The sequence below is a fragment of the Allobosea sp. OK403 genome (genome assembly GCF_900113835.1).
Classification (GTDB): Bacteria; Pseudomonadota; Alphaproteobacteria; order Rhizobiales; family Beijerinckiaceae; genus Allobosea.
The window spans coordinates 146,901-160,434 of sequence record NZ_FOQV01000007.1 but is presented as its reverse complement, the minus strand read 5'-3'; the positions used below and the strand labels follow the sequence as shown (position 1 = coordinate 160,434).

The 13,534-nt window shown below is 65.6% G+C and carries 13 protein-coding genes; 4 read left to right on the top strand and 9 right to left on the bottom strand.

All coding sequences use genetic code 11. The features are described 5' to 3' along the window. Positions 1–51 precede the first annotated feature (51 nt). The 9 genes from BMZ97_RS21605 to BMZ97_RS21565 all read right to left on the bottom strand — a co-directional run bounded on the left by BMZ97_RS21605 (position 52) and on the right by BMZ97_RS21565 (position 9,759). Positions 52–393, bottom strand: coding sequence for a DHCW motif cupin fold protein (locus tag BMZ97_RS21605; protein WP_069689482.1), 342 nt, complete (start codon positions 391–393; stop codon positions 52–54). Between the two features lie 60 nt (positions 394–453). Further along, positions 454–1,197, bottom strand: a complete 744-nt coding sequence (locus tag BMZ97_RS21600) for a transporter substrate-binding domain-containing protein (protein ID WP_210188300.1) — start codon at positions 1,195–1,197, stop codon at positions 454–456. A gap of 166 nt (positions 1,198–1,363) precedes the next feature. Further along, positions 1,364–2,332, bottom strand: a complete 969-nt coding sequence (locus BMZ97_RS21595; protein WP_092174471.1) for an ABC transporter ATP-binding protein — start codon at positions 2,330–2,332, stop codon at positions 1,364–1,366. Continuing rightward, positions 2,325–3,311 (bottom strand): ABC transporter ATP-binding protein, encoded by a 987-nt coding sequence (locus tag BMZ97_RS21590; RefSeq protein ID WP_092174468.1) that lies wholly within the window; start codon positions 3,309–3,311, stop codon positions 2,325–2,327. The genes BMZ97_RS21595 and BMZ97_RS21590 overlap by 8 nt, the downstream gene beginning before the upstream one ends. Further along, entirely contained in the window at positions 3,308–4,813 is a 1,506-nt protein-coding gene (locus tag BMZ97_RS21585) for an amidohydrolase family protein (protein ID WP_244546531.1), read from the bottom strand. Before BMZ97_RS21585 ends, BMZ97_RS21590 begins: the two co-directional genes overlap by 4 nt. Continuing rightward, a complete protein-coding gene (locus tag BMZ97_RS21580) occupies positions 4,810–6,006 on the bottom strand; it encodes an amidohydrolase family protein (RefSeq protein ID WP_092174464.1) in 1,197 nt (398 codons plus the stop codon). The genes BMZ97_RS21585 and BMZ97_RS21580 overlap by 4 nt, the downstream gene beginning before the upstream one ends. A 57-nt stretch (positions 6,007–6,063) precedes the next feature. Then, on the bottom strand, positions 6,064–7,014 hold the full coding sequence (locus BMZ97_RS21575) for an ABC transporter permease (protein WP_092174461.1): 951 nt from the start codon (positions 7,012–7,014) through the stop codon (positions 6,064–6,066). After that, complete coding sequence (locus BMZ97_RS21570; RefSeq protein WP_092174458.1) at positions 7,004–7,996, bottom strand: ABC transporter permease; 993 nt, start codon at positions 7,994–7,996, stop codon at positions 7,004–7,006. The genes BMZ97_RS21575 and BMZ97_RS21570 overlap by 11 nt, the downstream gene beginning before the upstream one ends. A 194-nt stretch (positions 7,997–8,190) precedes the next feature. Then, the gene (locus BMZ97_RS21565) at positions 8,191–9,759 is read right to left on the bottom strand and encodes an ABC transporter substrate-binding protein (protein WP_092174455.1); all 1,569 of its coding nucleotides are present in this window, start codon (positions 9,757–9,759) and stop codon (positions 8,191–8,193) included. 256 nt (positions 9,760–10,015) lie between these two features. On the opposite strand from BMZ97_RS21565, the gene BMZ97_RS21560 reads away from it, so the two are divergent. From BMZ97_RS21560 to BMZ97_RS21545, 4 genes are all read left to right on the top strand, one after another. After that, positions 10,016–10,723, top strand: a complete 708-nt coding sequence (locus BMZ97_RS21560) for a GntR family transcriptional regulator (RefSeq protein WP_092174452.1) — start codon at positions 10,016–10,018, stop codon at positions 10,721–10,723. Next, entirely contained in the window at positions 10,720–11,418 is a 699-nt protein-coding gene (locus BMZ97_RS21555; protein WP_244546530.1) for a flavin reductase family protein, read from the top strand. The genes BMZ97_RS21560 and BMZ97_RS21555 overlap by 4 nt, the downstream gene beginning before the upstream one ends. A gap of 203 nt (positions 11,419–11,621) precedes the next feature. Then, positions 11,622–12,518 carry a LysR family transcriptional regulator gene (locus BMZ97_RS21550; protein WP_092174450.1) on the top strand — a complete coding sequence of 299 codons (897 nt, stop codon included), beginning with the start codon at positions 11,622–11,624 and terminating at the stop codon, positions 12,516–12,518. A 208-nt stretch (positions 12,519–12,726) separates the two neighbouring features. Continuing rightward, complete coding sequence (locus BMZ97_RS21545) at positions 12,727–13,533, top strand: carbon-nitrogen hydrolase family protein (RefSeq protein WP_092174447.1); 807 nt, start codon at positions 12,727–12,729, stop codon at positions 13,531–13,533. The last annotated feature ends 1 nt before the right edge of the window (position 13,534 follow it).

Sequence of the window (13,534 nt, the reverse complement as noted above, 5' to 3'; positions counted from 1 at the left end):
CGCTCCTCGGGATGAGGGCTCGGGAGGTTTCCAAACAGCCGCTGAGCGCTGTCAGTCAACGATGAAGAGCTTGGCACCCTTCGTCGTGCGCGAGCGATGCGCTTCGGCGCCGTCGGCGACCTGATAGCTCATGCCCGGCGTCAGCACCGAGACGCGGCCATCCTCCAGCGTCGTCTCCAGCTCGCCTTCGAGGCAGAGGATGACGTGGCCCTTGCTGCACCAATGGTCGGCGACATAGCCCGGCGAATATTCGACGATACGGACGCGGATCTGATTGTCCTGCGGCCCGAAGAAGCGCGTGCGCCAGGTCGCCTCGCCCTCCTCGCCGGCGTGGCGGGTCGGCTCGACCTGCGACCAGTCGACCGTGGAAAAGGCGATCTCGGACATCTTCATGGACGTGGCTTTCTCATGGAAGTGGCTTGCGCTTCAGGTTGAAGGCGGATGCGCCAGGGCTCAGGCGACGCTGAGACCTTCGACGCCGTGCTTGCGGATGAGGTCGGCAATGAGGCCCGAGCTTCTGGCCGCCTCGACGAATTTCGTGAGGTAGGCGACCGCATCGCCCGTCGCCTTCGGGACGCCGATCGCCTGCTGAACCGCCATGAACCGGCCGTCGAGGATGCGTGTACCAGGTGTCCGCGCCACATCGCTGTTGAGCCGCGGCCGCAAGCCCGCGAGCGCATCGAGCTTCTTGTCGCTGAAATCCGCCAATGCCTCGTCCATCGTCGTCGAGCGCACTAACTCGGCATGGACGATGTTGCGGTCGAGCCAGAGGCCATAGGCGGTGCGGCCGGTGACGGCGATCCGGACGCCTGCCGCATCGACCTCGGCCGGACTCTGGAAACGCGATTGCGCTGGCACGAGATAGGTCGCCTCGATCGCGGCATAGGCCGGCGTGAAGCTGATCACCTCCGCGCGCTGCGGCTCGGCCCCGATCAGGCCGATATCCCATTCATCGCGCCCCGCAGCATCGGCCAGCAGGCCCGGCGATTCATAGGTCACATAGCGCAACGCGACGCCAAGAATATCGGCGAGCGCACGAGCCATGTCGGGGGAGACGCCGGCGGGGCCGCCATCCGGCGTGCGGCTCGACACCAGCAGGAAATTCGACAGGTTGATGCCGGCGCGCAGCACGCCACCGGGCGCCAGACGCTCGCGCAACTCGTCCGGCATCGTGCCGATATCGGGGCGAAATGACATGGCGGCGTCCTTTATCGTGACAGAGCCGTTCTTCATCGTGACGGAGCCTTGCGCGAATGCCGCGCAGGATGCCGCACCGCCAGACAACGGACTACACGATATCCTGGGGCTCGCGCAGCCGCCTGGCGCGCATCTCGGCTATGAGTGTCGCCTCGAGCCGTCGCAATCAGCCGAAATGGCAAGCCAGCGCGCCAGCCGCCACAGCGCGCAAAGGGGGCCGTTCGACCCGGCAGATATCGGCCGCCATGGCGCAGCGCGGATGGAAGGCGCAGCCGGGCGGCGGCGCGATCGGGCTCGGCACCTCGCCCGACATCGGCCGGCGCGCGCGATTGGGCTTCTCGACATCGGGAATCGTCTCGAGCAGCAAACGCGTATAGGGGTGGCGCGGGTTGCCGAAGACCTCGTCTGCCGGCCCCGTCTCGACGAAGCGGCCGAGATACATGATCGCGAGCTGATCCGACATGTGCCGCACAACCGAGAGATTGTGGCTGATGAAGAGATAGGTCAGCCCGAACTCCTTCTGGAGCCGGACCATCAGGTTGAGGATCTGCGCCTGCACGGAGACGTCGAGCGCCGAGGTCGGTTCGTCGCAGACCAGGAAATCGGCCTCGGTCGCGAGCGCGCGCGCAATCGAGATGCGCTGGCGCTGGCCGCCGGAGAAGGCATGCGGATAGCGGGAAGCATCGGTACGCGACAAGCCGACGATCTCCAGGAGGTCGCCGACGCGCTGCGTGATCGCCGCCTCGTCCTGGCGCAGCTTCAATTCACGGATCGGCTCGGCGATGATGTCGCCGACACGCCAGCGCGGGTTCAACGAAGCGTAAGGGTCCTGAAAAATCATCTGCACCCGCGGCGGGCCGATCGTGCCGTCGATGCGGGCGATGTCGGAGAAATGCAGCGCACCTTCGGTCGGCCGCTGCAGGCCCACCACCATGCGCGCCAGCGTCGATTTCCCGCAACCGGATTCACCGACGATGCTGAAGGTCGTGCCGCGCTCGACGGTGAAGGAGACGGTCTCGACCGCGCGCAGGATACGGCGCGGCTCGCGCGTCAGCAGGCGCGACAAAGCCGGCGCCGAGACATCGAAGCGGCAAGAGGCGTTGGAGACGGTGAGGATGGGGCCGCTCTCACGCATGCGCCGGCTCCATCAGCGGGAAATGACAGGCGGCGGCATGGGCCGAGACCGGCAGGCCGGGCTTATGCTCGCGGCAGAACCCGGTTGCGAACCCGCAGCGGGGATTGAAGGAGCAGCCTTCGGGAATGGCGTTCAGACGCGGCATCGCGCCGTCGATCTGGTTGAGGACGGCATTGCGGGTGTGGACACTCGGGATCGAGGCCATCAGACCGGCGGTATAGGGGTGATGCGGCCGGCGCGTGACCTCCGCGACCGGGCCGATCTCGACGATGCGCCCAGCATACATCACGGCAACCCGATCAGCCGTCTCGGCAATGACCCCCATATCATGCGTCACCAGCATGATCGCCGTGCCGTGCTCGCGGCAGAGGCGCTTCAGCAGCGTGGTGATCTGCGCCTGGATCGAGACGTCGAGCGCCGTGGTCGGCTCGTCGGCAATGATCAGCTTCGGCTCGGCGCAAAGCGCGAGTGCGATCACGACGCGCTGGCGCATGCCGCCGGAAAACTGGTGCGGATACTGGTCGATGCGCGTCTCTGCCGCTGGGATGCCGACTTCCTTCAGGAGATCGAGTGCGCGCTTGCGCGCCTGCGCCTTGCCGACCGGGAGATGCGTCAGGATCGTCTCGACGAGCTGGTCGCCGACGGTCAGCAGGGGATGCAGCGAGGTCAGCGGATCCTGGAAGATCGCGCCGATCTGGCGGCCACGCAGCTTGCGCATCGGCTCGGGCGGGAGATTGTCGATGCGCAGCCCGTCGAGATGGATCGAGCCGCCGCTGATCCGTCCCGGCGGATCGAGCAGGCCGATCACCGCCGTTCCGGTCAAGGATTTGCCGGCGCCGGATTCGCCGACCACGCCGAGGATCTCGCCGGGCGCGATGTCGAAGGAGACGCCATCGAGCGCCGTCAACGGGCCATGACGGCCATCGAAGACGATGCGGAGATCGCGTACCGAAAGCAGCGGCGGAGCGACGGCGCTCATGTTGTCCCTCCCGCACGTTCGACCGGATAGCTCGAGGAGAAGATCTCGCTCACAGGCGGGTGACCATGGGTGCGTTGCGGATAGCGCGCCATCACGCCTTCGAACTGCTTCTGAGCACGGAGCTTGTCCGCCGCCTCATTGCTGCCCGGGATCACGCGCTCCTCCATCACGAAGCGTCCGTCGATGATCACCGTCGCGAAATCGCGGCCATGACCGGCGAGCAGCATGGTCTGGATGGGGTCGATGACCTGGCCGAGATGTGGGCGGTCGAAATCGAAGACGGTGATGTCGGCGCGCGCGCCCGGCTGGAGCCGGCCGAGATCGGGGCGGCCCAGCGCATCGGCCCCGCCGATGGTGGCCGCGTCGTAATAATCCTCGCTGCGCACTGCATGGACGCTGCCGGCCATGGTGCGAGCCAGGATCATGCCGACCTGCAGGTTCATGATCATGTCGGGCGGGCTCGTATCCGTGCCCATGGCGAGCCTCACGCCCATCTCGCGATAGCGGCCGAAATGATCGATGGCGTTGCCGTGCCGGCCCGAGACCAGCGGGCAATGCACGATCGTGGCGCCGGCATCGCGAATGATCTCGAGGTCGCGGCCGGTGCGGTCGACATGGCGGCTGCCCGAGACATAGGTGCCGTGCGGCAAGAGCGAACGCTCGTCGAGGAAGCCGAGGCTCTGCAGCCATTCCGGCGGACTCATGCCATGCTGGGCCAGAACGAGGTCGTACTCGATCTTCGACTGGCAGCAATGCAGGCGCACCGGCACCTTCAAGGCGCGCCCGGCAGCAGCCGTGCGACGCAGCAATTCGGCTGTCGACGTCTCGATTCGATCCGGCGCCAGCATGGTGCGGATCAGCCCGCCGGCCGCGCCTTCGTTGCGTTCGCAGAACTCGATCGCGGCATCGAGCTCGGCCAGGCCGCGCGGCTCGTCGTAATGCGTGCTGATGCGGCCATCGGCCTCGACCAATTGATTGCCGGTGCGATAGGCCGGGCCGAGATAGGCGCGCAGGCCAAGCCCGGCAGCCGCTTCCGCCGCATCCTGGAATTCCTCGGGCGTCTCGCCCCAAGCGCGGTAGAACAACGAGGCGATCGGCAGCGCGGTGGTGATGCCGTTGCGGATCAGCGTGGCGAAGGCGTGCTTCTTCTGGAAGGCAAGCTCCTCGCGCGAATACATCTCGTAGGGGCCGGCTTCGAGATAGGAGCGCGGCCAGACGCGGCCCTTCTTCCAGGCCGGCTGATTGTCATAGGCCAGGATCGTGGTGTCGAGGTCCGAGAGCGCATCGCAATCGACGAAGCCCGGCCCGATCAGCGCATTGCCGTAGTCGATGCGGCGCGCGACCTCGCCGGGAAAACCATGGCCGGTGAAGACGACTTCGCCATCCTCGAAGACGATCTCGCCGTTCTCATAGAGGCGATGGCGCCCCTGCGCGTGACCGACGAGCCAGCGCGCGGTGAGCAGGATGCGCCCTTCCGGGCGTCTGTCGGCGCGCAAGCTCACGGCGCGGTCCTGATCGAGACGCCATCGCGCGCGACGACCTTGCCGCGCTTGACGACGCGACGCTTGGAAGAGCGGGTGACGATCGCCTCCGCGACCGTCTCGCCCGGCAGGATCACGACATCGGCAGTGCTGCCCTCAGTCAGCCCGTAGCCTTCGATCTCCATCACCTTGGCGCCCTCGCTGGTGCAGACATCGAGCGCCATCCTGAGTTCGTCGTCGCGGCGGAAATTGTTGCGCAGGCCAACGAACATGGCGCGCTCCAGCATGTCGGCGTTGCCATAGGGCCCCCAGGTGTCGCGGATGCCGTCATTGCCGGAGCAGACGCGCACACCGGCTTCGATCAGCTTGCGCACCGGCGGAGCCGGGCGGCTGGCGGGCGCCGTCGTCATGATGGCGATGTCGAGCTCGGCGAGCTGCGCGATCAGCGGATCGACCAGCGCTGCATCGACACCGAGGCAGAAGGCGTGGCTGACCGTGACCTTGCCTTTCATGCCAAGCGCACGCGTCCGCTCGACGATCAGGTCGAAGGAGAACAGCCCCATTTCGCCGGGCTCGTGCAGGTGGATGTCGAGCGGCTTGCCATATTTTTGGCAGAGCGCGAAAACGGCATCGAGATGGCCCTTGGGATCGCGGTCGATGGCGCAAGGGTCGAGCCCGCCGACGATCTCGCAACCGGCCTTCATCGCCTGGTCCATCAGCTCCAGCGTGCCCGGCCGGCGCAGCAGCCCCGATTGCGGGAAGGCGACGAGCTCGATGTCGACGATGTCGCGATACTCGTCGCGGGTGCGCATCACGCCCTCGACACCCCATAGGCCATGCTCGGTGTCGACATCGACATGGCTGCGGATATGGGTCGAGCCCATCAGCGAGGACTGGATGCTCTGCCGGGCCGACTGGCGATAGGGGTCGATGTTCAGGCGCTTCTTGTTCTCGCGCTCGTTGTCGATCTTGTCGAGGAGCTTGGGTCCGACCTCGTTCTTGTACCAGGGCAGGCCCCAGAGGCTCTTGTCGAGATGGGTATGCGCCTCGACGAGGCCGGGGATGACGATCTCGCCGCGACCGTCCTCGACCGGCACACCGGCAGGGGCCTCGATACCTTGCGCGACCCGGCTGATGCGGCCATTCTCGATCAGGATATCGGTGGTGGCACCGGCATAGGGACGGACATTGCGGAGAAGTAGGGAGGCGGTCATCTCAGGCGTTTCCTCGTTGTTTTTTTAAGCGTCACGGTCGAGCTCGCCGCTCCGTCATCACCGCAGCTTCGGGTTCAGCGCGTCGCGCAGCCAGTCGCCGAGCAAATTGACCGAGAGCACGATCAGTCCGAGCTGGAGCGAGGGGAAGACGACCAGCCACCAGGAGCCGGAGAAGAGATACTGGTTGCCGATGCGGATCAGCGTGCCCAGCGAGGGCTGGGTGATCGGCATGCCGACGCCCAGAAAGGAGAGCGTCGCCTCCGACAGGATGGCGAGGCCGAGATTCAGCGTTGCCGCCACCATCACCGGGGTGAGCGTGTTGGGCAGGATATGGCGGGCCATGATGCGTGTCGCCGCGACCTTGATGATGCGGGCGGCGAGCACATACTCCTTGCGACGCTCGACCATGGTCGAGGCGCGGACCGTGCGGGCATATTGCACCCAGTTGGTCAGCGAGATCGAGACGACGAGCACGACGGCGGCGAAGGGCTCGCGCAGCGCCGGCGGCAAAAGCTCGCGGAAAATCGCGCTGACCAGGATCGCCATCAGCAGCGTCGGGATCGAGAGCACGGTATCGCCGAGCCGCATCAGCAGATTGTCGATGCGCCCGCCATAGTAGCCGGAGACCAGCCCGATGCTGACGCCCAGCGCCATCGAAACGATGACGGCGGCGAGCCCAATGATCAGCGAGACGCGCGTACCGTAGAGGATGGCGGAGAGCACGTCGCGCCCCTGCGGATCGGTACCGAGCAGGAAGGGCCATTCGCCATCCCTGGCCCAGATCGGCGGGATCTCGGCCTTGTCGATGAAGATCTGCGAGAGGTCGTACGGGTTCTGGACTGCGATCAGCGGGGCCAGCAGCGCCGTGGCGATCAGCAGGACGAGCACGATCGCCGAGAGCCAGGCCGCCGGCGTGCGCCTGAAGCTCCAGCCGATATCGCTGTCGAGGAAGCGGCGCAGGCGGCCTGGCTTCGCGGCCTCCAGGGCCTTTGCAGACTCAGCGGGCATTGGCGGCTCCCGAGATCGCATCCTCGCGCAGGCGCGGATCGACATAGGCGTAGAGCAGGTCGACCAGCGTGTTCAGCGAGACGAAGATGAAGGAGACCACGATCAGATAGGCCGCCATCACCGGGATATCGACGAAGGTCACCGCCTGGACAAAGAGCAGGCCCATGCCCGGCCACTGGAACACCGTCTCCGTGACCAGCGCGAAGGCGATCAGATTGCCGATCTGCAGGCCCGTCACGGTGATCACCGGCATCAGGCAATTGCGCAAAGCGTGGCGGAAGTGGACGGCGCGCAGCGTCAGCCCGCGCGCCCGGGCGAAGCGGATGAAATCGGTGCGCATCGTCTCCAGCATCTCGGCCCGGACCAACCGCATCACCAGCGTGATCTGGAAGAGCGAAAGCGTGATGCCGGGCAGGATCAGCGCCAACCGGCCGGAAGGGGTGAGGAAGCCCGTGCTCCACCAGCCGATCTGCACGACCTGGCCGCGCCCGAAGGCCGGCAGCCATTGCAGCGTCACCGAAAACAGCAGGATGAACAGGATGCCGAGCGCGAAGCTCGGCAAGGAGACGCCGAGAACTGAGACGAATTGCAGGAATTTGGCGAGCCAGCTGTCGCGCTTGATGGCGGTGTAGACGCCCAACGGAATCCCGACCGCGAGCGAGAGAAACGTCGCCACCAGCACCAGCTCGAAGGTCGCGGGGAAGCGCTCGGAGATCAGCGTGAAGACCTCCTGCTGGTTGCGGTAGGAGATGCCGAAATCACCGTGCAGCGCATTGCCGACGAAGGTCGCGAACTGCAGGACGAAGCCCTTGTCGAGCCCGAGCCTGATCCGCAATTCGTCGCGCTGCGCCTGGCTCGCCTGCTCGTTCAGCATCAGTTCGACGGGATCGCCGACGAAGCGGAAGATCAGGAAGGCGAGGAAGGCGACCGCAAGCATGACGCCGGCCGCGTTCAGGAGGCGCTTGAAGAGGAAGGCCGGCATGGTGCGTCTCCGGTGGGGAGGCGGAAGGTTCCGTCGGATCGGACAGTCTGGTCGCTCGCCACCCTCCCGCCGTCATCCTGGGCACCCGAAGGGTGGCCGGGATCCATCGGAGGGCTCCGGAGCTCTACGATGGATCCCGGAGCTGCGCCGCTGCGCGGCTTGTCCAGGATGACGTGGGAGGGAGACGAGAGCCCTCACTTCATCGTCGTCAGCCACAGCCTCGGCTTGTTGTCGGACGCTTGCACGGTCGCGGCCACGGTATTGCGCATCGCCCAGGCCATCGGCTGCTGGTGCAGCGGAATGAAGAGATGCTCGGCCTTGGCGATCTTCAGCGCCTCCATCATCATCGGGATGCGCTTGCTGTTGTCGAGTTCGACGCCGGCCTTGTCGATCAGCGCGTCGATGCGCGGATCACCCCAATTGCCCCAGTTGAACACGCCGCCCGAGCCGCTCTTCGAGCGCATCACCTGGATCAGGATCGAATAGGCGTCGATCATCGGCTCATTGGCCCAGCCGAAGGAAATCACGTCGAACTCGCCCTTGACGCGCTTGGGCGTCTGCTGACTGCGCGGGCCGAGGCTCAGATTGGGCCGCAAGCCGGCGCGCGACCACATCGAGGCGACCGCCTGGCAGAACTCCTCCTCATTGACGAGACCATCGCTCTGGCAGTTCATCTGGAAGGAGAAGCCGTTGGGATAGCCTGCCGCCGCCAGCAGCTTCTTGGCGCCATCGAGATCGAAGGGCAGGCGCACATCCTGCGAGGGCTCATAGCCGGGAATGGCCGGAGCGATCAGGGCGCCGGTATTGCGCGACAGGCCGCGCATGGCGCGCTTCTGGACCGCGTCGATGTCGATGGCGCGGTAGAGCGCCTCGCGAACGCGGATATCCTTGAGCGGGTTTTTATCCTTCACATCGCTCTCGAACAGCGTGTCCTTGAGATTGAGCGCGAAGATCACGGTGCGCAGCTCATTGGTCTGCAGCACCTTGACCTCGGGCGAGGCCGAGAGGCGCGGCAGGTCCTGCAAGGGCGCGACATTGGTGAAGTCGATCTCGCCCGAGAGCAGCGCCGCGACACGGGTCGAGGCCGAGGCGATCGGCAGGAACTCGATCGTGTCGATGTTGTGCTGGGGCTTGTCCCACCAGTTCGGGTTCTTGACGTAGACGGTCTTGGCGTCGGCGCGGCGGCTCTCGACGATGAAGGGGCCGGTGCCGTTGGCATTGTCGGTGGCGTAGCCCTTCACGCCCTTGCCGGAATCGGTCGGCAGCAGCGAGTTGTTGGCGACGAGCCAGGCCTTGTTGAAGATGAAGATGTTGGTGAGGTCGTTGAGCAGCAGCGGATAAGGGCCGTTGACCTCGATCTCGACGGTGTAGTCGTCGATCTTTTTCGAGGATTTATAGGCCGGCAGATTGCCCTTGAGCGGCGAGGCATCGTTGGTGACGCGCTCCAGCGAGGCGACGACGTCGTCAGCCGTGAACGGGTTGCCGTTGTGGAACTTCACGCCCTGGCGGAGCTTGAAGCGCCAGACCGTCGGTGAGACCGTCTCCCAGGACTCCGCCAATGCCGGTTCGATCTTGAGATCGCCGGTGTAGCGCACCAGCCCCTCATAGACATGGTTCAGCACCGAAAGCGTGAAGGTGTCGCCATAGGAATAGGGGTCGAGCGAAGCGATCTCGCGCGCCGCGCCCCATTTCAGCGTCTTCGCCTCGGCCGCGCCGGTCAGCGCGAAAGCGGCAATGGCCGCCAGCATCCAAGCTCTCTTCATCGAAACTCTCCCTTTCGATGAGCCCGCCGCGCGTCTTTGGCGCTCGCCCGGCCCGCTGCCCCTCGCCGATGCCGTTTTATCAACCAGATTGGCGTTTTCCGCGGCACGTCGTGTGTGATTGATAATCAATCTTGCATACTATCTAGATGTCGTATTGTATACGATTATTGAAGACAAGCGAAAAACTGGAGCGGAGCCGAATCCCGTGACATGGAGTGAGCCTCAGAGGGCTGAACCAGGACAGAAACGGGCGACGATGACCGATTCCCGCCAACCCGGATTGCGCGCGCAATCGGTATACAGAGCGCTCCGGCGCGCCATCATCGAACAGGCGCTGAAGCCCGGCATGAAGCTGCCGGAGGATTCGATCGGCGAGCAGCTCGGGGTCAGCCGCACCCTGGTGCGCGAGGCGCTCGGTCGCCTCGCGATCGAGGGGCTGGTCGAGCTCAAGCCCAATCGCGGCGCTTCCGTCGCCTATCCGACGCTGGAGGAGGCGCGCGACGTCTTCGACGTGCGCCGGGGGCTCGAGCGCCTTGTCGCCGAGAATCTCGCCGGCCGGTTGACCGCCGCACAGGCCGCCGAGCTCGAAGCCCATGTCCGCCAGGAAGAGAAGGCGCATGGCCAGGACGGACCGGAATCGATCCGGCTTTCCGGCGAATTCCACATCAAGCTCGCCGAGATGACCGGCAACGCCCTGCTGCTGCGCTATGTCCAGGAGGCCTCGTCGCGCTGCTCGCTGATCCTGGCGATCTATGGCCGGCCGCATTCCTCGGAATGCGCGGTCTCGGAGCATCGCCAGTTGATCGAGGCCTTGCGGGCGGGCGATGGCGCGCGCGCCGCCCATCTCATGGACCACCATCTGCAATCCGTCGTGACGCGGGCCCTGCTGACGCCGCGCGCCGAGCGCGACATCCGCGACCTGCTCGCCCCCTATGCCCTCAGCGAAGGACTGAACCCGCCGTGACCGAGCTGTCGACAGAGCCGAAGCCCATCGAGGCTGCCCCGCAGGTCGTCACCTTCGATTTCGCGAAGCTTTCGCCGCGCGAGCGCTACAAGCTCCTGATCGGCGCGGTCGTGCCGCGCCCGATCGCGCTGGTGACGACGGTCGATGCGCAAGGCGTCGTCAACGCCGCGCCGTTCTCGTTCTTCAACTGCCTCTCGGCCGATCCGGCTATCCTGGCGCTCGGCGTCGAGTACCGGCCGACCGGCGGACAGAAGGACACCGGCCGCAATGTCCGCGAGACGCTCGCCTTCACCGTCAACATCGTCTCCGACGCGCTGGTCGAGGGCATGAATATCTGCGCCGTGCCGTTCGAATCCGGGACCGACGAGCTGGCTCAGGCCGGCCTTACCGCCATGCCAGGCGTCAAGGTGCCCTGCCCCTGGATCGGCCAGGCACCGGCGGCGTTCGAATGCCGCCACCACACCACGCTCGGCATCGGCAATTCGCGCGAGATCATCCTGGGCGAGGTGGTCTATGCGCATTTCCGCGCGGATACGATCAATGCCGAGAAGCTCTATGTCGATCCCGCCGCGCTCGACGCCGTGGGCCGCATGGGCGGCCATGGCTATGCGACGACGCGCGACTATTTCGACCTGCCGACCATGTCCGCCGCGACATGGCAGTCCGATCCCGCCGCGGCAAACCGGCGGCGCTAGCTGGCGCCGTTAGGGCAATTGAACGATCCGACTGGATCGTTCAATTGCCCTAACATTTGTTGTGACGCGTTTTCTTCACGCGAACCGGCCTCCACTTCGCTCGAAAACGCTCTAGCTGGTCCTTCCCGGCGAGGGGCAAACGGGGCTAAGTCAGGGCGGGCGGCGCAGGCTCGCGCCGCGCCCACACGCGAAGCGGCTCCGATTTGAACCTCAAATTCCTCGAAACCTTCGTTTGGGTCGCGCGATTGCGGAATTTCTCGGTCGCGGCCGACAAGCTTTGCACGACCCAGGCCGCCGTCTCGAACCGGATCGCCACCTTGGAGCGCGAGCTCGGCGTGCGCCTGTTCGAGCGCGATCTGCGCACCGTCAGCCTGACCTCGCACGGTCAGCGCGCCTTGCCCCAGGCCGAGGCGATCGTGCGCATGGTCGGCGAATTGGAGCGGCTGATCGCCGATACCGGGCAGATGCGCGGCACCGTCATGATCGGGGCGATCGACTCGATCGTCTATGCCTGGCTGCCGCGGCTGATCGAGCGGGTGAAGGTCGCTTATCCCAATGTCACGATCGACCTGAACGTCGACACCAGCCTCAACCTCGCCCGCCAGATCCAGGACGGCCAGATCGATCTCGGCCTGATCATGGGCCCCGTGGTGGCGCCCCATATCCGCAACATCGAGCTGTGCATCTTCGAATGCGTGTGGGTTGGCTCGCCGCGCCTTGCCCTGAAACCGGGTCGGCTAGCGATCTCCGATTTCGGCGACTATCCGATCTTCGCCCATTCCAAGGGCTCCCAACCCCATCAGGCCATTTTGCGCGCGATCGAACTCGCCGGGCTCGATGCGGGGGCGGTGCGCATCTTCAACGCCAACTCGCTCGCCACCGTCACGCGGCTGCTGCGCGACGGCGTCGGCGTCGCGGCGCTGGCGCAGGTCGTGGTGCAGGAGTTCCTCGACAGCGGCGAACTCCGCACGCTCGATGTCGACGCCCGGCTGCCGGCACTGCATTTCCATGCCGTCTTCGCCGATAATCCCGGCAACGCCCTGCCGGCGCTGATCGCGGACATGGCGGTCGAGATCGCGACCTCCCCCGGCTCGGCATGACGGCGCGGGACCTTGCCCGCAAATGCGGCAGGTTCTGACCATGCCGGTCTCATAAGCAATTCTTGTCGAGGCGAACAAGAATTTCGCGTTTGCCGCGCTTGCCCGCGTTTGGTCTGCTGCGAGACGGCCGCAATGGAGCATGACGTCGCCCGGCAACCGGGCTTCCTCGTCACGCGTCACGCTCACGGCCTTTGCAGGGAGAACGCCGGTGAAAGTCTCGCTCGTCCAGATGAACTCGCAGGATGACAAATCCGCGAACCTCAAAATGGCCAAGGCGCTGATCGAGAAGGTCGTCGCCGAGGAGAATCCCGATCTCGTCGTGCTGCCGGAATACTATGCCTTCCTCGACGGCAGCCCGGAGGCGATGCGCAACAGCGCCGAGACCTTCCCCAATGGCGAGAGCTACCGCCTGATGTCGGGCCTGGCCGAGAAGCATGGCATCACGCTGCATGCCGGCAGCGTCTGCGAGCGCGACGGCGATGACTATTTCAACGCCACGATCGTGTTCGGGCCGGACGGAAAGCAGATCGCGCATTACCGCAAGATCCATCTGTTCGACGTCGATGCGCCGGGCGGCGTCAGCTACCGCGAATCCAACATGGTCTCTCGCGGCAAGGACATCGTCACCTACAAGGTCGACGACACCACCGTCGGCTGCGCCATCTGCTACGACATCCGCTTCCCCGAGCTCTTCCGCAAATTGCGCGACGCCGGCGCCGACATCATCGTCCTGCCCGCCGCCTTCACGCTGATGACCGGCAAGGACCATTGGGAGTTGCTGGCGAGGGCGCGCGCCTGCGAGACGCAGACCTGGTTCCTGGCGACCGGCCAGACCGGCACCCACGCCCAGGGCAAGAACGCCTGCTACGGCCACTCCATGGTGATCAATCCCTGGGGCCATATCGCCGCGCAGGCCTCCGACGGCGTCGGCACGACCAGTGCAAGGCTCGATTTCGATTACACGGCCAAGGTCCGCGCGGCCGTGCCGGTCGCCAACCACCACGTCGTCGCCTAAG

Bases quoted from the DNA above. Each gene is read 5' to 3' on its own strand.
- BMZ97_RS21575 (WP_092174461.1), bottom strand. From the start codon at position 7,014: ATGCCCGCTGAGTCTGCAAAGGCCCTGGAGGCCGCGAAGCCAGGCCGC.
- BMZ97_RS21600 (WP_210188300.1), bottom strand. From the start codon at position 1,197: ATGTCATTTCGCCCCGATATCGGCACGATGCCGGACGAGTTGCGCGAG.
- BMZ97_RS21570 (WP_092174458.1), bottom strand. From the start codon at position 7,996: ATGCCGGCCTTCCTCTTCAAGCGCCTCCTGAACGCGGCCGGCGTCATG.
- BMZ97_RS21595 (WP_092174471.1), bottom strand. From the start codon at position 2,332: ATGCGTGAGAGCGGCCCCATCCTCACCGTCTCCAACGCCTCTTGCCGC.
- BMZ97_RS21605 (WP_069689482.1), bottom strand. From the start codon at position 393: ATGAAGATGTCCGAGATCGCCTTTTCCACGGTCGACTGGTCGCAGGTC.
- BMZ97_RS21590 (WP_092174468.1), bottom strand. From the start codon at position 3,311: ATGAGCGCCGTCGCTCCGCCGCTGCTTTCGGTACGCGATCTCCGCATC.
- BMZ97_RS21580 (WP_092174464.1), bottom strand. From the start codon at position 6,006: ATGACCGCCTCCCTACTTCTCCGCAATGTCCGTCCCTATGCCGGTGCC.
- BMZ97_RS21565 (WP_092174455.1), bottom strand. From the start codon at position 9,759: ATGAAGAGAGCTTGGATGCTGGCGGCCATTGCCGCTTTCGCGCTGACC.
- BMZ97_RS21560 (WP_092174452.1), top strand. From the start codon at position 10,016: ATGACCGATTCCCGCCAACCCGGATTGCGCGCGCAATCGGTATACAGA.